The organism is Massilia scottii, from assembly GCF_030846495.1.
Taxonomy (GTDB): domain Bacteria; phylum Pseudomonadota; class Gammaproteobacteria; order Burkholderiales; family Burkholderiaceae_D; genus Telluria_A; species Telluria_A violaceinigra.
Genome location: NZ_JAVCWM010000044.1, coordinates 1 through 17,255 on the forward strand (window position 1 = coordinate 1; position 17,255 = coordinate 17,255).

Annotated in this window: 14 protein-coding genes; 4 read left to right on the top strand and 10 right to left on the bottom strand. The window is 65.9% G+C overall.

Annotation, left to right across the window (positions count from 1 at the left end; all coding sequences use genetic code 11):
- The first annotated feature begins 393 nt into the window (after positions 1 to 393).
- Genes RBA41_RS32230 through RBA41_RS32245 form a run of 4 tightly spaced genes read left to right on the top strand, consistent with a single transcriptional unit; the run spans position 394 to position 7,035 of the window.
- Complete coding sequence (locus tag RBA41_RS32230; protein ID WP_306628433.1) at positions 394 to 1,830, top strand: DUF3375 domain-containing protein; 1,437 nt, start codon at positions 394 to 396, stop codon at positions 1,828 to 1,830.
- Positions 1,827 to 2,435 carry a DUF4194 domain-containing protein gene (locus tag RBA41_RS32235; RefSeq protein ID WP_306628434.1) on the top strand — a complete coding sequence of 203 codons (609 nt, stop codon included), beginning with the start codon at positions 1,827 to 1,829 and terminating at the stop codon, positions 2,433 to 2,435. The genes RBA41_RS32230 and RBA41_RS32235 overlap by 4 nt, the downstream gene beginning before the upstream one ends.
- A 5-nt stretch (positions 2,436 to 2,440) precedes the next feature.
- Positions 2,441 to 5,821: an ATP-binding protein gene (locus RBA41_RS32240; protein WP_445352076.1), complete on the top strand. Its 3,381-nt coding sequence runs from the start codon at positions 2,441 to 2,443 to the stop codon at positions 5,819 to 5,821.
- Positions 5,818 to 7,035 (top strand): DUF3322 domain-containing protein, encoded by a 1,218-nt coding sequence (locus RBA41_RS32245; protein ID WP_306628436.1) that lies wholly within the window; start codon positions 5,818 to 5,820, stop codon positions 7,033 to 7,035. The genes RBA41_RS32240 and RBA41_RS32245 overlap by 4 nt, the downstream gene beginning before the upstream one ends.
- 188 nt (positions 7,036 to 7,223) lie before the next feature.
- Here the strand turns inward: RBA41_RS32245 and RBA41_RS32250 are convergent, their stop codons facing one another.
- The 10 genes from RBA41_RS32250 to RBA41_RS32295 form a co-directional block, all read right to left on the bottom strand.
- Entirely contained in the window at positions 7,224 to 8,645 is a 1,422-nt protein-coding gene (locus RBA41_RS32250; RefSeq protein ID WP_306628437.1) for a DUF2867 domain-containing protein, read from the bottom strand.
- A 104-nt stretch (positions 8,646 to 8,749) separates the two neighbouring features.
- Positions 8,750 to 10,195, bottom strand: coding sequence for a cobyric acid synthase (locus RBA41_RS32255; protein WP_306628438.1), 1,446 nt, complete (start codon positions 10,193 to 10,195; stop codon positions 8,750 to 8,752).
- Positions 10,192 to 11,070: a cobalamin-binding protein gene (locus RBA41_RS32260; RefSeq protein ID WP_306628439.1), complete on the bottom strand. Its 879-nt coding sequence runs from the start codon at positions 11,068 to 11,070 to the stop codon at positions 10,192 to 10,194. The genes RBA41_RS32255 and RBA41_RS32260 overlap by 4 nt, the downstream gene beginning before the upstream one ends.
- Positions 11,067 to 12,059, bottom strand: a complete 993-nt coding sequence (gene cobD, locus RBA41_RS32265; protein ID WP_306628440.1) for a threonine-phosphate decarboxylase CobD — start codon at positions 12,057 to 12,059, stop codon at positions 11,067 to 11,069. The genes RBA41_RS32260 and cobD overlap by 4 nt, the downstream gene beginning before the upstream one ends.
- The gene (cbiB, locus tag RBA41_RS32270; protein WP_306628441.1) at positions 12,052 to 12,987 is read right to left on the bottom strand and encodes an adenosylcobinamide-phosphate synthase CbiB; all 936 of its coding nucleotides are present in this window, start codon (positions 12,985 to 12,987) and stop codon (positions 12,052 to 12,054) included. The genes cobD and cbiB overlap by 8 nt, the downstream gene beginning before the upstream one ends.
- Positions 12,981 to 13,538 (bottom strand): bifunctional adenosylcobinamide kinase/adenosylcobinamide-phosphate guanylyltransferase, encoded by a 558-nt coding sequence (cobU, locus tag RBA41_RS32275; protein WP_306628442.1) that lies wholly within the window; start codon positions 13,536 to 13,538, stop codon positions 12,981 to 12,983. The genes cbiB and cobU overlap by 7 nt, the downstream gene beginning before the upstream one ends.
- Complete coding sequence (locus tag RBA41_RS32280; RefSeq protein WP_306628443.1) at positions 13,535 to 14,839, bottom strand: cobyrinic acid a,c-diamide synthase CobB; 1,305 nt, start codon at positions 14,837 to 14,839, stop codon at positions 13,535 to 13,537. Before RBA41_RS32280 ends, cobU begins: the two co-directional genes overlap by 4 nt.
- A complete protein-coding gene (cobO, locus tag RBA41_RS32285; RefSeq protein WP_306628444.1) occupies positions 14,839 to 15,459 on the bottom strand; it encodes a cob(I)yrinic acid a,c-diamide adenosyltransferase in 621 nt (206 codons plus the stop codon). The genes RBA41_RS32280 and cobO overlap by 1 nt, the downstream gene beginning before the upstream one ends.
- Positions 15,456 to 16,229, bottom strand: coding sequence for an ABC transporter ATP-binding protein (locus RBA41_RS32290; protein ID WP_306628455.1), 774 nt, complete (start codon positions 16,227 to 16,229; stop codon positions 15,456 to 15,458). Before RBA41_RS32290 ends, cobO begins: the two co-directional genes overlap by 4 nt.
- Positions 16,229 to 17,254, bottom strand: coding sequence for a FecCD family ABC transporter permease (locus RBA41_RS32295; protein ID WP_306628445.1), 1,026 nt, complete (start codon positions 17,252 to 17,254; stop codon positions 16,229 to 16,231). The genes RBA41_RS32290 and RBA41_RS32295 overlap by 1 nt, the downstream gene beginning before the upstream one ends.
- Position 17,255 lies beyond the last annotated feature (1 nt).

The following is a 17,255-nucleotide window of genomic DNA, read 5'->3' on the forward strand; positions in this document are numbered from 1 at the left end:
CAATGTTCTCGTCGTCTTGTCGAGGCGTGCATCCCCAAGGTTCAGTCCTGCAAAAGACCCGCCCGCTTATGTGCGCGTCGCAAGTTGCACACCGTTGATTCGAGCCCGTTTGCGGAACCGAAGCGGTCTCAGTAACGATCTCGCTGATGCGGCTATTGAAGCGCTCGACCATGCTGTTGGTTGATTTGCGGATGGCTTGGCGGAATGAGCAGTGCTCATCTTAAGCTGTTTGTACAGGAGCGACGACCGTCGTGAACGCTTGATTTTATCAGGACACTCCATCGCCGTTGCCGCAATCCACCGAGCCGGGAAGTTGAGCTTGCGTTGATCTCCGGCGTAGCGTTCTCCCGTTGGTGGTAAAGTATCGCTCACGCCGAACCAATTCCCATAGCGATGGACTACCAGCAACTCATCACGCAGCGGCGCACGCACCCCGCATGGCGCTTGCTTGCCGCCGATAATGCCGCGATGATTGCGAGCTTCCTGCACGCGAGCTTCATCGCGCCCAACCAGCGCACCATCGGCCGCCAGCAATTGGCCTCGCAATTGGACGACCACCTCTACACCCTGCACCAAAGCGCCGGCGAAATCCTGTTCCCGAAGGCGGCCACCGCCTATCTCGACGACTGGGCATCGGACGAACGCGGCTGGCTGCGCAAATACTACCCGCCCGGCGACGATGAAGCCCACTACGACCTGGCCTCGGCCACCGAACAGGCCCTCGAATGGCTCAAGAACCTGGGCCAGCGCACCTTCATCGGCACCGAATCGCGCCTGATGACGGTATTCGACCTGCTGCACCAGATCGTCGACGGCAGCGAACTCGATCCGCGCGCCCGCATCGCCGAACTCAAACGCCGCAAGGCCGACATCGACGCCGAAATCGCCGACATCAGCGCCGGCAAATTCGCCCTGATGGACCCGACCCAGGTGCGCGAGCGCTTCCTGCAAATGGCCGCCACCGCGCGCGACCTGCTGTCGGACTTCCGCGCGGTCGACACCAACTTCCGCACGCTCGACCGCCAGGTGCGCGAACACATCGCCACCTGGGACGGCAGCAAGGGCGAACTGCTGCAAGCGATCTTCGGCCAGCGCGACCTGATCGCCGACACCGACGAAGGACGCAGCTTCCGCGCCTTCTGGGACCTGTTGATGTCGCCCTCGCGCCAGGACGAACTCACAAGCCTGCTCGACGCCGTGCTCAAACTCGGCCCGGTCCAGGAACTGCATCCGGACGGCCGCCTCCAGCGCATCCACTACGACTGGCTCGAAGCCGGCGAAGTCACCCAGCGCACCGTCGCGCGCCTGTCCGAACAGCTGCGGCGCTACCTTGACGACCAGGCCTGGCTGGAAAACCGCCGCATCATGCAGCTGATCCGCGACATCGAACAGAAAGCGCTATCCCTGCGCGGCCAGGTCGACGAACGCGCCTTCATGGAGATCGATGACGCCGCGCCCGCAGTCGCCCTGTCGATGGACCGCATCCTGTACAATCCGCCGTTCAAGCCGAAGATCACGCAGCAAATCATCAGCGACGATGGCGTCGAGATCGCGTCCGACGCGCTGTTCGAGCAAATCTACGTGGACCAGCTGCGCCTCATGTCGAACATCCGGCGCGCCCTCCAGACCCGCAAGCAGGTCTCGCTCGGCACCCTGGCGCGCGAGTATCCGATCGAGCAGGGCCTGGCCGAACTGGCCACCTACCTCAAGCTGGCCACGCAAGACATGCATGCCGCCATCGACGACGACCAGTCCGAAACGGTCGACTGGCTTGATGACAGCGGCCGTCGGCGCCAGGCCACGCTCCCCCTTATCATTTACGCGGCATGAATCCTGAACCGACCACCCCCAACGATCAAAACCGCCTCGGCCAATTGCTGGTAGCGCTGTTCCAGGGCGTGCTGTACCGCGACACCGACAGCGCCCTGTGGCAGCCGCTGATGGACTTGCAGGCGCGCGTGCGCGACTACGCCGCCACGATCGGCCTCGAACTCATTCTCGACGAAGCCGAAGGCTACGCCTACCTGCGCCAGCGCCCTGCCGTGGTGGGCGAACCCGAGCTGCCACGCCTGATCCAGCGGCGCCAGCTCAGTTACCCGGTCAGCCTGATCCTGGCCCTGCTGCGCAAGAAGCTGGCCGAATTCGACGCCACTGGCGGCGACACCCGCCTCGTCATCGACCGCGACCAGATCGCCGAACAGGTACGCCTGTTCCTGCCGCAGACCGGCAACGAAGCGCGCCTGCTCGACCGCATGGACGCGCATCTGAACAAGGTCGTGGAACTGGGCTTTTTGCACCGGCTGCGCGGGCAGGACAACCAGTTCGAAGTGCGGCGCATCCTCAAGGCGTTTGTGGATGCCCAATGGCTGGCCGACTTCGAACAGCGCCTTTCGGGCTACGCGGCCCACGCCGCCAGCGGCGAGGAGGAAGCGTGACCCAAATTCCCGTGGTCGACATCCCCGCGGCCGATGGCGGCGATCCGGCAATCGAGCGCGCCGGCTTTCGCCTGCGGCACTTCGAGGTATTCAACTGGGGCACCTTCCACGAACGCGTCTGGCGCCTGCACCCGGGCGGCGACAACATGCTGCTGACCGGCGACATCGGCTCCGGAAAATCGACGCTGGTCGACGCCATCACGACGCTGCTGCTGCCGGCCCAGAAGATCGCCTACAACAAGGCGGCCGGCGCCGACGCGCGCGAACGCAGTCTGCGCACTTACGTCATGGGTAACTACAAGTCCGAGCGCGGCGACAGCGGCCTGACCGCGCGCGCCGTCGCCCTGCGCGACCACAACAGCTATTCCGTGATCCTCGGCGTCTTCCACAACGAAGGCTTCGACCAGACCGTCACCCTGGCGCAGGTCTTCTGGTTCAAGAACCCGCACGGCCAGCCCGAACGCTTCTACGTCGTCGCCGATGGCGCGCTGTCGGTGGCCGAGCACTTCGCCGGCTTCGGCAGCGACATCGCGCAGCTGCGCAAGCGCTTGCGCGCGCTGCCCGGCGTCACCCTGCACGACAGTTTCCCGCCGTACGGCGCCGACTTCCGGCGCCGCTTCGGCATCGCCAGCGAACAGGCGATGGACCTGTTCCACCAGACCGTGTCGATGAAATCGGTCGGCAATCTGACCGACTTCGTGCGCGACCACATGCTCGAAGCGTTTCCGGTCGAAGCGCGCATCGCCGCCCTGATCGCCCACTTCGACGACCTCAATCGCGCGCATGAGGCGGTCCTCAAGGCCAAGCTCCAGATCGACCAGCTCACGCCCCTGGTCGGCGACTGCGACCGCCACGAAACGCTGCAAGAACAGGTGCTCCAGCTGCGCGGCTGCCGCGAAGCGCTGCGCCCGTGGTTCGCGCATCTGAAAGGCGAGCTGCTGGAAAAGCGCATCGGCCTGCTGCAATCGGAGCTCGACAAACTGGCCGGGCGCCTGGCGCGCCTGCAGGAAGAGAAACGCAGCCAGATGCTGCGGCGCGACGACATGACCCAGGCCATCGCGGCCAACGGCGGCAACCGCATCGAGCAAATCCGCGCTGAAATCGCGCGCCTGCAAACCACGCGCGAGGAACGCACGCGCCGCTCGAACCAGTACGACGCGCTGGCGGCGGCCGTCGGCCTGCCCGGCGCGGCCGAGGCGAGCATGTTCGACGCCAACCGGCGCGCCATCGACGACGGCAAAGCCGGCTGCACCGCGCGCCGCGACGACGCGCAAAACCAGCTGATGGTCGCGGGCGTGAGCCTGCACGAACTGCGCGACCAGCACGGCGCTATCACCACCGAACTCGATTCGCTGCGCCAGCGCCGCTCCAACATCACCAGCCAGATGCTGGCCGTGCGCGCCGCCCTGTGCGACGCGCTGCGCATCGCACCGGAAGACTTGCCGTTCATCGGCGAGTTAATCCAGGTGCGCGAGGAGGAGCGCGCATGGGAAGGTGCCGCCGAACGCATGCTGCACAGCTTCGGCCTGTCGCTGCTGGTGCCCGAAACGCACTACGGACAGGTGGCGGCCTGGGTCGATGCGACCAATCTTGGCAACCGGCTGGTGTATTTCCGGGTGCGCGCCAATGTCAGCGCCGACCATCACGGCCTGCACCCCGACGCATTGGCGCGCAAGCTCGCCATCAAGCCCGATTCGCCCTTCTACGGCTGGATCGACGCCGAACTGGCGCGCCGCTACGACCACGCCTGCTGCGAAACGCTCGACCAGTTCCGCCGCGAAAAGCGTGCCATCACCCGCAACGGCCAGATCAAGGCCGGCGGCGAGCGCCACGAAAAGGATGACCGCCACCGGATCGACGACCGTTCGCGCTACGTGCTGGGATGGTCGAACCAGGGCAAGATCGCCGCGCTGGCAAAGCAGGAGCGCGACCTCTCCACGCGCATACAGGCGCATGCAGCCAAAATCCAGTCGGTGAGGTCCGATATCGCGCGCCAGGAAGCGCTGCTGGATAACTGGGGCAAGCTGTCCATGTTCTCGGATTTCAGCGACCTCGATTGGAAGCCGCTGCTCTCCGCCATCGACGCGCTCGAACGCGAACAGGAAGCGTTGGCCGCATCGTCCGACATCCTGCGCACTTTGCAGCAGCAGCTCGCCGAGCTGACCGTGGCCCAAGCCGACACGGACGCACAGGCGCACAGCGCCACCGCCGATCACGCAAAGACCATCGAAAAGCTGGAGGTGGCCGGCGCCGCTCTGAACGACTGCGCCACCCTGCTCGATGCAACGCCAGAGCAATCGCGCGCCACGTTTTTTCCGCAGCTCGATGCGCTGCGCGCCGAGGTGCTGGGCGAGCATACGCTTACGGTCGAATCGTGCGAGAACCGCGAGAAAGAGCTGCGTCAGGAACTGCAGAACCGGATCGATGCAGAAGAGAAGAAAATCAGCCGCCTGCGCGACGCCATCATCCGCGCCATGCAAGACTACACGCGGGCCTGGCCGCTCGACGCGCGCGAGGTCGACGTGAGCATCGACGCCGCCGCCGAGTTCCGCAAGATGCTGGCGGTGCTGCAGGCCGACGACCTGCCGCGTTTCGCCGGCCGCTTCAAGGAACTCCTCAACGAAAACACTATCCGCGAGATCGCCGGCTTCCAGTCGCAGCTCAAGCGCGAGCGCGAAACCATCCGCGAGCGCATCGATACCATCAACGGTTCGCTGCACCAGATCGACTACAACCCGAACCGCTACATCGCGCTCGAAGCGGAAAACAATCTCGATGCCGACCTGCGCGACTTCCAGCAAGACCTGCGCAGCTGCACCGAAGGCGCCCTGACCGGATCGGCCGACGAGGAATATTCGGAAGCGAAATTCTTGCAGGTCAAGCGCATCATCGAGCGCTTTCGCGGACGCGAAGGCAGTGCCGAAATGGACCGGCGCTGGACGCGCAAGGTCACCGATGTGCGCAACTGGTTCGTGTTCTCCGCATCCGAACGCTGGCGCGAGGATGGCCGCGAGCACGAACACTACACCGACGCCGGCGGCAAATCGGGGGGCCAGAAAGAGAAGCTGGCCTACACCGTGCTGGCGGCCAGCCTGGCTTACCAGTTCGGGCTGGAGTGGGGCGTGGTCCGTTCGCGCTCCTTCCGTTTCGTTGTCATCGACGAGGCTTTCGGGCGCGGCTCCGACGAATCGGCGCGCTACGGCCTGGAACTGTTCAAGCGCATGAACCTGCAACTGCTGATCGTCACGCCGCTGCAAAAAATCCACATCATCGAGCCATACGTGTCCGGCCTGGGCTTCGTGCACAGCGAAGAAGGGCGCCAGTCGATGCTGCGCTTCCTGACGATCGAACAATATCAGGCCGAGCGCAGCGCGCGTGCCGCATGAGCGCCGCGCCATCCTGGTCGAGCGCGGCCGCGATCCGCGCCCAGGTGCAGCGGCTCTGGGACGATGGCCGCCTGCTCGCCGCGCGCGTGCGCGGTGAAGCCCTGTTCCCGCTCGAACTGCGTTTGCGCCAGCCCACGGTGGCGCAAACGGGCGAGCGCTTCGACGAGGTGCGCGCATGGATCAGGGAACTCGACGCCGGCAGCAAAACGGCGCGCGGCTACGGCTACCGGATCGTCTGGCGTGAGATCAATCACCGCCAGCTCGGGCGCAACCGCATCCCCGACAGCGTGCTGTTCGAGAGCGAAGAAGATGCCCTGCGCCTGATCGGACGCCAGGCCGAGGCACGCCGTGTCGACCAGCTTGCCGCGGCGACCGTCAGCGTGTTTCCGCAACTGGCCGACTGGCTCGCGCGGCGCGCGCTCGTGGTGCTGGAGCAAAGCGAGGCGTGGGCGCGCATCCTGGCGATCCTGGAATGGTTCGCCGCTCATCCACGTCCCGTCTTGTACCTGCGCCAGCTCGATATTGCGGGCGTCGACAGCAAATTTATCGAAACGCGCAAGGCTTTGCTCACCGAATTGCTCGACCTGGTGCTGCCGGCCGGCGCCATCGATACCCGGGCCATTGGCACGCGCCAGTTCGAGGCGCGCTACGGGCTGCTAAGCAAGCCTGCGCTGCTGCGCTTTCGCCTGCTCGATCCGGCGCACCACATCGGCGGCCTGTCGGACCTCGCCGTGCCGCTGGCCCAGTTCGCGGCGCTGCAAACGGGTGTGCATCGCGTCTTCATTACAGAGAATGAAATCAACGGTCTCGCGTTTCCCCCGGTGCCCGATGCCATGGTGATTTTTGGCGGCGGTTACGGGGCCGAGCGGCTCGCCGATGTGCCCTGGCTGGCCACGCGCGCGGTATATTACTGGGGCGATATCGACACGCACGGCTTTGCCATCCTGGACCGCTTGCGCGCCAGCGTTCCCCACGCGCGCTCGATCCTGATGGATAGCGCGACCCTGATGGCGCACCGCGCGCTGTGGGGCGCGGAAGACCAGGACAAGCGCTTCAGCGGGCAGCCGGCACGGCTCGATCCCGACGAGCGGGCGCTGTTCGACGCCCTGCGCGACGATGTGTTTGGCGAGCGAATCCGGATGGAGCAGGAGCGCCTGTCGTACGGCTGGCTGCAGCAAACCCTGGCCGCGCTCATCGTATCGGACGCGCCATGATCATCGGACGCGATCATTTTTTTGCGCGATCACGGTTGTAAATTTGGATCTTGAGAGAATTGATCTTTTTGTCAAACCGGATGATGCGGATAGGGCTTTTCGTGGCGAGTGGCTGATATCGACATCGACATCGACATCGGGAAAATCAGATTATTTGCGGCGGCGGCGAGGTGATGCGCCGGAAGTGCTTACCCACCCAATACCGCCGCGCGGCCCAGCGCATCGGCCGGCGCCTGGATCGTCGCATGCGCCACCGCCATGCGCAGCATGGTCGGCGTCACATATGCGCGGTGGGTGCGGTCGATCGCCCACATATAAAAGCGTCCGAACAGGTTCTTGCAGCGCACCCGCGACCCCAGGCTGAACTCCACCTGCCCACCCTTGACGATGCGCGCCGCCACGCAGGAGCGGAACGACAGATGCTTGTCGTCGGCGCCCAGCACCACTTGCGCGCGCGTATTATGCTCGTCCGTGCTTTGCTCGAGCACCGGAAAACGGTTGGCGAACAGCCGGCTCTTGTCCGGCGAGAGCAGCGACGACACGGGACAGCCCAGCGACGAAGTCCGCAATCCCATCGGCCGTACCAGCACATTGCGCACGGCCATCATGCGCGTGACGCCGCGCGGCGGATTTTCCATGAACCCATCGAGCAGGCGACTGAGCAACGCGGTCGCATTCGTCTCCTGGAAGTTCGACAGCGGCATGGTCAGGGTAAACGTATCTTCATGATGAAACGGCGTGCCCTCGAATTGTTTAAGCAGCAACGATCCGTCCGGCGTGGCGTCCAGCTCGCGCACGTCGGTGCCGTCACCGTGATGCGACACAAAGCCCTTCGAGCGGCGCCATGCGCCCCATTTGCCGAGAATCGTGCCGACGGTGCCGCGCGCCGTGTAGCACATCGCGCGTTGCAAGGTGCCAGGCGGCGCTTCCAGCGACAGGTCGACAGTGGCAACTTGTCCCTTGGCCATTGCCGCGTCGAGCAAATCGGCCACTTCTTGCGGCAGCAACGAGGTCAGCGACGGAATACTGGCTTCATTCGCCAGCACCTGCTGCCGCAAATGCTCAGGCAAGTCGCCGCCAAGCTCGTTGGTGTGGCAGGACAGCGCGAAAAACACGGGATGCGGGCTGTTGCGCGTCAGCGGCGCGAACTGGTGCCAGGTCTCGCCGCCGAAGCGCACGGTGAACATGCAGTCCGGTGGGATATTGATGCATTGAAGAGCGCGCAAGAAACTTTGCGGGTCTTCATCGATCTGCGCCGTGGACGCGCTGGAAAAGCGCAACTGCGCGCCGCCGCTGCCTGAAATGGCGGTGAAAATGCGATGCCCGGCGTGCCGGTGGAAAGGGTGCCCCTTGGGGCCGACAACGAAGGAATACAGCGAGGTCGGATCGCCTTTATCGAAATCGGTGCCGCCCAGCTTGGCCGATGGCTCATCGAGCTCGTCGACAAACTCCTTGTGCTGCTGTTGTCGCGCCGATACGCTGGCAAACAAATGATTACCCGAGCCATGTACCAGTTGCGCGATCAGCGACACTTCGACCGGCAGTCCTCCCGAGCTGGACGGTATCCGAACCGAAGGAAAGGTTTGCACAACCTTAATCATTGGTAACATGGCACTTCCACAGAGTAAATTATTGCTTGCATTCTACACATGTAGTCTGAGCGTCAACCGCGCAAAGTGCGCCCCGCTGACGTTTTTGCAACAACTGGAATGCCTTATTTTATAGCACACAGCGCGTCGTACAAGGGGCGCGCGGCTTGCGCAATGCGATCCAGGCTGTCCTCGCGCAACTGGTTGGTGTCCACCGTGTTTGTGCTGTCGAGCCCCGCCCAGCGCAGCAGCGCCGCGCAGGCTTGCGGGTGATCGAACATGCCGTGCAGGTAGCTGCCCAGGATCTGCTCGTCGCTTGAGCGCGCACCTTCGGCCCGGCCATCGATGTTAAACGCCGGCGTGTCGAGTGCCGCACCGCTGGAAACGCCCATGTGAATCTCGTAGCCCGCCACCTCGGCATCGGCAAACGCGCAGCGCCCCGCCACTTGCGCCAGGCGTTTTTCGGTGGTCAGCTCGGTGCGCATATCGAGCAGGCCGAGGGCCTCGGTCGTGCCGCTCTCGCCTTCCACCCCGTGCGGATCGCTCACCTCGCGCCCCAGCATCTGGAAGCCGCCGCAAATGCCGATCACCTTGCCGCCGTAGCGCAGGTGCTTGTCGATATACGGCCCCCAGCCCTGGTCGAGCAGATAGGCCAGGTCGCCGCGCGTGTTTTTACTACCCGGGATGATCAACAGGTCGCACGCCGGCTTGGCCTCGTTCTGGCGCACGAACTGCAGGTCCACATCCGGATGCACGCGCAGCGCATCGAAGTCGGTGTGATTGCTCATGCGCGGCAGCGACGGCACCACCACCTTGAAGGCACCGCGCGAGGCTTGCACCGCCTGCACCGCGTCTTCCGCATCGAGGAACAGCCCTTGCAGATACGGCAGCACCGCCAGTACCGGTTTGCCGGTCTGCTGTTCCAGCCAATCCAGGCCAGGTTCGAGCAGCGAGATATCGCCGCGAAAGCGATTGATCACAAAACCGATGGTCCGGTCACGCTCGCTCTGCGACAGGCACGAAAGCGTGCCGACGATGTGCGCGAACACGCCGCCGCGGTCGATGTCGGCCACCAGAATCACCGGGCAGTCGACCGCCTCGGCAAAGCCCATGTTGGCGATATCGCGGTCGCGCAGGTTGATTTCCGCCGGGCTGCCCGCGCCTTCCACTACGATCGTCTGGTACTGCTGGCGCAGGCGCGCGTACGATTCGAGCACCGCGCCCATCGCCACTGTCTTGTACTGATGGTAGTCGCGCGCATTCATCTCGGCGCGCACCTTGCCGTGAATGACCACCTGCGCGCCGATGTTACTCGATGGCTTGAGCAGCACCGGGTTCATGTCGGTGTGCGGCGCGACGCCGGCGGCAATCGCCTGCAGCGCCTGCGCGCGGCCGATCTCGCCGCCGTCGGCCGTCACCGCGCTATTCAAGGCCATGTTCTGGGGCTTGAACGGCGCCACCGTCACGCCCTCGTTTTTCAGCAGACGGCACAAGGCCGCCACGACGGTACTCTTGCCCGCGTCGGACGTGGTCCCCTGCACCATCAGGGTGTGATAAGGGAAGCGGCTCATGGCTTGGTACGGCGCAGGCGCACGATATCGAGTTTTTCGCACAGCAGTTCGGCGCCGGCGACCATGCGCGGACCCGAACGATTGAGCAGGTTGCCGTCAATGCTGAACAGATTCCCGCGCTTGACCGCCGTCATGGTGGCATACGGCTTCCAGAGATTGAGACCGACGTCCGTGGGACTGCGTTCGCCGCTGACCAGCGCTTCCGGGTCTTCCTGCAGCACAGCCTCCACCGTGACTACCGGCGCGGTGACTTTCAGCTTGCCGAATACATTCTCGCCGCCGCACAGGCGCATGGCGTCGCTCAGGATATGGCCGTCATTGAGCGTGTAGAGTGGCTTGTCCCACACCTGGTAAAACATGCGCACCGGAGCGCGCTTCGCATATTTGAGCTGCAGCGCGCCGAGGCGCTTGCGCAGGTCGGCCGCCGCGGGAGCGGCAACGGCCTCGGTTCCCATCAGCTTACCGAGGCGTGTCAGGTTGGTGGCGATGTCATCGAGTTTGCGCGGCTCGCTGTGGAACAGGGGGATGCCGAGCGCGCGGATCTGATCGATCTGGCGCTCCGAACTGCCATGCAGCCAGACCACGATCAGGTCCGGCTTGAGGGCGGCGATGCGCTCCATGTCGATTCCGCTGTTGCTGCCCACTTGCGGCAGGTGCTTGGCCGCTTCCGGATAGTCGCTGTAGGCGACCGCCGCGATCAGGCGCTCCGCGCCGCCGGCCGCGTACAGCATTTCGGTCACGTGCGGCGCCAGTGCAATCACGCGCTGGGCGGGCTTTTGCAAGGTCACCGGCTTGCCATCGTCGTCGTGGACCGTGATGGCTGCGCTGGCATTCAATGCAATCATGCCGGCAAGGGCAGCAAACAATATTTTCATCGTGATCCTCGGTTCCATTCTTCCAGTGCGAGCGCCAGGCGCCGCCATCCTTGTTCATCTAAAGGCAAGCCAAGGCGGATGCCCCGCGCCGCCTTGGGAAACAGCCGCACCCAGATTCCGCGCTCGGCCATGTGCTGCCAGAATGCCTCCGGCTGCGCTTCCGGCCACCATTGAAACAGGTCGGTGCCGCTCGACGCGATGCCATTCGCAGCGAGCAGCGTTCGCAAGCGCGTGCCTTCGCCGGCAAGCCGCTTGCGCATCGCCTCCTGCCACGCGCCATCGCTCAGCGCCGCCGTCGAAACCTGCTGCGCCGGACCGCTGACCGTCCACGGCCCGAGCAAATCGGCGAGCTGAGACAGCAAGAGTGCATGCGCGCCCACGAAGCCCATGCGCACGCCGGCCAGGCCAAAGAATTTTCCGACCGAGCGCAGTACGATCAGGCCCGGGCGGTCGCTGTGCGCGGCCACGCTCAGGTGCGGCGCCGTGTCGCCAAAGGCTTCGTCCACCACCAGCCATCCACCGTGCCGGCCCAACTGCGCGGCCCAGTCCAGCAAGCGTTCCGGCACCACCGTGGCACCGGTCGGATTATTCGGATTACACAGCACCAGTACATCGCATTCGGGCAGCGCCGCATCGAGCGCGTCGTATTCCACCTCGCGCATGCTGTGCCCATGCCTGGACCAGTGGTGCGCGTGTTCGGCGTACGAGGGCGCGGCCACCACAACGCGCGACGGCGCGCGCAGCTGGGGCAGCGCCTGGATCGCGGCCTGCGTGCCGGCCACGGCCAGCATGCGCGGCGCACCGTAAAATGCGCTCGCCGCCCGCACCAGTTCAGGATCGGTCTCCGGCAAGCGGTGCCAGGCGTTGCCCGCCAGTTGCGGCGCCGGATACCACGTGGGATTCAGTCCCGTCGACAGATCCAGCCAGTCGTCCAGCGGACGGTCGAAGCGAATCGATGCCGCGCGCAGGTTGCCGCCGTGTTCAAGCATGAAGTGCTCCCGTCAATAGTGCCGCTACCGCGGCCACGCCAAGCCACAGCAGCGCGGTTGCGCGCACCAGCTTCCAGGCGCGCGCGATATCGCCCGCCTGCGCGGCGCGCCCGCGTCCCAGTGGCGGGCGCAGTTCGGCCACGCCGTCATAGGTGGCGCTGCCGCCCAGCGCCAGGCCCAGCGCGCCGGCGCCGCTGGCCATCACTGGGCCCGCGTTCGGGCTTGGCCAGCCCGGCGCCTGTGCGCGCCAGCATTCCCAGGCCGCGCGCCGGTGATCGGCCAGCAGCACATACGAGAGCGCGGTCAGGCGCGCCGGAACGTAATTGAGTACATCATCGATGCGCGCCGCCGCCCATCCGAATTGCAGAAACCGGGTGCTCTTGTAGCCCCACATCGCGTCGAGCGTGTTCGCCAGCCGGAACAGCAGCGCGCCGCCGCCGCCGGCCACCACGAACCAGAACAGGGTGCCGAACACCGCATCGTTGCCGTTTTCAAGCAGCGATTCGGCGCTGGCCTTGGCCAGGTCGGCTTCGCTGGCGCTGGCGGTGTCGCGGCTGACGATGCGCGCCGTCAGCAAACGCGCCTGCGCCAGGTCGCCGCTTTCCAGCGCCTGCGCGATCGGCAGGTTATGGTCGCGCAGGCTGCGAAAACCCAGGCAGAAGTACAGCAGGACAGCGTGCGCGGCCAGCCCTGTCCCAAAGCACAGCAGCGCGCCCAATGCCGCCAGCGGCAGTACCGCCAGCGCCCACGCCAGCACGCCGCGCGCAAAGCGTTTGTTCCCGCGATTGAGCGTGCGCTCGATGCGGTTGGCCAGATTGCCGAAGCCGACCAGCGGATGGAAGCGGCGCGCTTCGCCCAGCAGCAGGTCGAGCAGCACGCCGCCGGCGAGCAGCAGTGCCACCTGCGCCAGCGTCAGCCCACTCAGCATGCCTGGCCTTTCAGCGTGAGCGGCATGCCGGCCACGATGAACAGGGCGCGGTCGCATACCTTGGCCACGGCCTGGTTCAGCCGTCCCGCCTCGTCGGTGAAGCAGCGCGACACGGCGCCGTAAGGAACGATTCCGAGTCCCACTTCGTTCGATACCAGGATCACGTCGCCCGGCGCTTCCGGCAGGGCGGCCAGCAGCGCGTCGCACTGTTCGTAGAAAATGTCCGGCAGGGCGATCACGCCCACTTCCGGGAAGTCCTGGTCGACCGAGAAAATCAGGTTGGTCAGCCACAGGGTCAGGCAGTCGACCAGCACCAGGGTATCCGGTTCGCTGCAGCGCAGGATCGCGTCGCCGAGCAGCAGCGGCTCTTCGATGGTGGTCCAGCTTCCCGGCCGGCTCGACCGGTGGGTTGCGATGCGCTGCGTCATTTCACCATCGCCCGGGCGGGCGGTGGCGATATAGACCACCTCCTTGCCCGATTCGAGCGCCAGTTTTTCGGCGTACGAGCTTTTACCGGAACGCGCGCCGCCCAGGATCAGCGTGGTCGTCATGCCTCGCTCCTTGAAAACAGGGCCGCCACCGCAGCCGGACAGGATGGAAAGTAGGCGTGGAAATAGGATGCCGTCAGCGAGCCGGCGCGGTACACCGCCTCGCCGCTGGCCCCGCTCGGATGCCTGACCGTGTGCGCCATTGGTGCGACGGCGGTTTCCAGCTTCGAGTAATGAAAGGTATGCCCGCGCAGCAGGCCGTGCGGCGTCTCCAGTCCTTGCGAACCGAGACCGGCGATGCGCGCCTGCATCGTCACGCTGCCTTCGAGCAGGCCGGCCATCGGCCACACCGTGCCCGCCTGGTCGGCCAGCGAATCGGCCAGCGCCATCATGCCGCCGCATTCCGCCAGAATGGGCATGCCTGCCGCATGCACGGCGCGGATCGACGCGCGCCAGCGTGCGGCACCAGCCAGCGTCTCGCCGTGCAGCTCCGGATAGCCGCCGGGCAGATACACCGCATCGGCCTGCGCCGGCACCGCATCGTCGGCCAGCGGCGAAAAGAAGGCGAGGGTGGCGCCCAGCGCGCGCAGGGTGTCCAGGTTGGCCGGGTACAGGAAGGCAAAGGCGGCGTCGCGCGCAATGGCGATGGTGCGCCCCGCCAGCAGCGCGGCCGGCGCGTCCATGCGCGCGGTGAGGTCGATGCGCGTGCTGCGCAGTTGCGCCCACGCGGCGTCGTCGAACTCCAGCTGGTCGGCCAGCAGGTCGAGCAGGCCGTCCACATCCTGCACTTCGGACGGCAGCACCAGGCCCAGATGGCGTTCGGGCAGGGTCTTGGTCTGGCGCGGCAGAATGGCGATCAGTGGAATGTCGCGCATCGAAGCGGCGACCATCGCCCCGTGCCCCTTGCTGGCGACGCGGTTGGCGATCACGCCCGCCATCTCCACCGGGCCGTAGTCGCGCAGGCCGTGCACCAGCGCGCCGGCGGTTTGCGCCATGGCCGAGGCGTCGATCACCGCCATCACCGGCAGGCCGAACTCGCGCGCCAGGTCGGCCGACGAGGGCGTGCCGTCGTACAGGCCCATGACGCCTTCGATCAGGATCACATCGGCTTCCAGCGCGGCTGCGGCCAGCTGGCTGCGGCACTGTTCGCGCCCGACCATCCACAGGTCGAGCGATCCGACTTGCGCGCCGCTGGCGCGTTCCAGCAGCATGGGGTCGATAAAATCCGGGCCGCACTTGAAGACGCGCACGCGCTGGCCGCGCCGTACCAGCGCGCGCGCCAGGGCGGCCGTCACCGTGGTCTTGCCCTGGCCGGACGACACGGCGGCCACCAGCAGCACGCGCACGTCTGCGTGGTCGGCCATCAGAACTCCGTCCCGGCCTGCGCCGCAATGCCGGCCTTGAATGCATGCTTGACGACCGTCATGTCGGTCACCGTGTCGGCAATCGCGATCAATTCCTCCGGCGCGCCGCGCCCGGTGATGACCACGTGCTGCATGTCCGGCCGGTCGAGCAGGTCGGCGATGACGGCGTGGACGTCGAGGTATTTGTACTTGAGCGCGATATTGAGTTCGTCGAACAGCACCAGGCCGATCGCTGGGTCGGACAGGAAGCCCTTGGCCAGCGCCCAGGCTTCCTCGGCCTTTTCGATGTCGCGCTCGCGGTTCTGGGTGTCCCAGGTGTAGCCTTCGCCCATGGCGTGGAAGCTCACTTCGTCGGGAAAGCGGCGCAGGAACTTTTCTTCGCCGGTCGACATCGCACCCTTGATGAACTGGACCACCGCCACCTTCATGCCGTGCCCCATCGCGCGCACCACCATGCCGAAGCCACTCGAACTTTTACCCTTGCCGTTGCCGGTATTGACAATGATGATGCCAATTTCCTTCTGCGCCTCGGCGATCTTCTGGTCGATGATGGCCTTCTTGCGTTCCATGCGGACGCGGTGGCGTTCATTGAGTTCGCTGTTTGCGGTGTCGTCGATCATGCGGATTCCTCGGTAGGGATGAAAATACGGCGGGCGCCGTGGGGAAGGACTTCAATCGGATGGCCCAGGTAGCGGCTCAGGACCGGCGCTTGCATCACCTCGTCGACCGGGCCGGCCAGCCATTCGCCGTCGCCCATCATCAAGAGCGCGTGGCTCGACGCCTGGTGCGCCAGGTTCAGGTCGTGGCCGATCATCACGGCCGTCTTGCCCTGCTCGCGGCACAGCTTTGCCAGCAGGCGCATCACGCTGTGCTGGTGCGCCAGGTCGAGCGCATTGGCCGGTTCGTCCAGCAGCAGCAAAGGCGTGTCCTGCGCCAGCATGGCGGCAATCGCGACGCGCTGGCGTTCGCCGCCGGACAGGGTGCGTACGTCGCGTTCGGCCAGGTCGGCCACTTCCATCGATGCCAGGGCGGCGTGCGCGATGGTGTAGTCGTCGCTGCCTTCCCAGTAGCGGTTGGCGTGGTAGGGATGGCGCGCCGCCAGCACGGTTTCGATGGCGCGATAGGCAAAGGCGTCGCTGCGCGCCTGCGGCAAGAAGGCGCGCTGGCGTGCCAGCTCTTCGAGCGGCCAGTCCTTGAGCGCGCGCCCGCCGATGGCGATGCTGCCGCCATCGGGCTCGCGCAGGCCGGCCAGGGTGCGCATCAGCGTGCTTTTGCCGGCGCCATTGCGGCCGATGATGCACCACGATTCGCCGCTGCGCACTTGCCAGTCGAGGTTTGCCGCCAGCGTGCGGCTGCCGGCGGTGAGAAGTAGTTGGCGCGCTTCGATCATCATGAGCGGTTCAGCCGGTGGAGTTGATACAGGAAGACGGGTGCGCCGATCAGCGCGGTGATGACGCCTACCGGCAGCTGCTGCGGCGCGAGCACGGTGCGCGCCAGCGTATCGGCCAGCACCAGGAAGGCGCCGCCGGCCAGCGTGGCTGCGGGGATCAGCAGGCGGTGATCGGGGCCACAGGCGAAACGGCAGGCATGCGGCACGATCAGGCCGACGAAGCCGATGCTGCCGGCGCTGGTGACGGCGCTGGCGGTCAGCATGCCGGAACAGAAAAACAGGCCCTTGCGCAGCGCGCTGACGGGAATGCCCAGGGTGGCGGCAGCTTCCGCGTGCAGCGCCAGGACGTTCAGCGACCGGGCGCTGCGCAGGGCGAAGGCCAGGCCCACGGCCAGCACGATCCACGGCAGCGGGCGCAGGGGAGCACCGGCGATGTCGCCGATCATCCAGAAAATCATGCTGCGCAAGCGGCTTTCGGGCGCGATCGAGAGCATCAAGGTCACCAGCGCGATGCAGGACGTGGAGATAATCGCGCCGGTCAGCAGCAGCAGGGACGAGCCGCCTTCGGCCGCCGCATTGCCGCGCAAGTCGCGCCGCGCCAAGAGATACAGCAGCATCGAGACGGCCACCGCACCCACGAATGCAGCCAGGTCGACCATCCACATGGCCCACATGAACAGCAGCGCGGCCAGCGCGCCGACCGAGGCGCCGGCCGAGATGCCCAGTACATACGGCTCGGCCAGGGGATTGCGCAGCAAGGCTTGCATCATCACGCCAGCCAGCGCGAGCGCGCCGCCGGTCACGAAAGCGACCAGCGCGCGCGACAGGCGCAGGTCGAGCAGGGTGGCGGCCAGGGTCGAGGTATCGCCTTTCGCAAGCGCCATCAGCGCGCCCGGCATCTCCGCCAGCGGGACCGGCACCGAGCCGACCATCCCGGCGACCACCAGGCTTGCCAATGCCAGCAAGGAGAGCGCCGTGATGACGACGCTGGCCCGGTGGCGCATGTTGCGAAAGAACGGATGCATG

Bases quoted from the DNA above. Each gene is read 5' to 3' on its own strand.
- RBA41_RS32230 (WP_306628433.1), top strand. From the start codon at position 394: ATGGACTACCAGCAACTCATCACGCAGCGGCGCACGCACCCCGCATGG.
- RBA41_RS32235 (WP_306628434.1), top strand. From the start codon at position 1,827: ATGAATCCTGAACCGACCACCCCCAACGATCAAAACCGCCTCGGCCAA.
- RBA41_RS32245 (WP_306628436.1), top strand. From the start codon at position 5,818: ATGAGCGCCGCGCCATCCTGGTCGAGCGCGGCCGCGATCCGCGCCCAG.
- RBA41_RS32250 (WP_306628437.1), bottom strand. From the start codon at position 8,645: ATGTTACCAATGATTAAGGTTGTGCAAACCTTTCCTTCGGTTCGGATA.
- RBA41_RS32255 (WP_306628438.1), bottom strand. From the start codon at position 10,195: ATGAGCCGCTTCCCTTATCACACCCTGATGGTGCAGGGGACCACGTCC.
- RBA41_RS32260 (WP_306628439.1), bottom strand. From the start codon at position 11,070: ATGAAAATATTGTTTGCTGCCCTTGCCGGCATGATTGCATTGAATGCC.
- cobD (WP_306628440.1), bottom strand. From the start codon at position 12,059: ATGCTTGAACACGGCGGCAACCTGCGCGCGGCATCGATTCGCTTCGAC.
- cbiB (WP_306628441.1), bottom strand. From the start codon at position 12,987: ATGCTGAGTGGGCTGACGCTGGCGCAGGTGGCACTGCTGCTCGCCGGC.
- cobU (WP_306628442.1), bottom strand. From the start codon at position 13,538: ATGACGACCACGCTGATCCTGGGCGGCGCGCGTTCCGGTAAAAGCTCG.
- RBA41_RS32280 (WP_306628443.1), bottom strand. From the start codon at position 14,839: ATGGCCGACCACGCAGACGTGCGCGTGCTGCTGGTGGCCGCCGTGTCG.
- cobO (WP_306628444.1), bottom strand. From the start codon at position 15,459: ATGATCGACGACACCGCAAACAGCGAACTCAATGAACGCCACCGCGTC.
- RBA41_RS32290 (WP_306628455.1), bottom strand. From the start codon at position 16,229: ATGATCGAAGCGCGCCAACTACTTCTCACCGCCGGCAGCCGCACGCTG.
- RBA41_RS32295 (WP_306628445.1), bottom strand. From the start codon at position 17,254: ATGCATCCGTTCTTTCGCAACATGCGCCACCGGGCCAGCGTCGTCATC.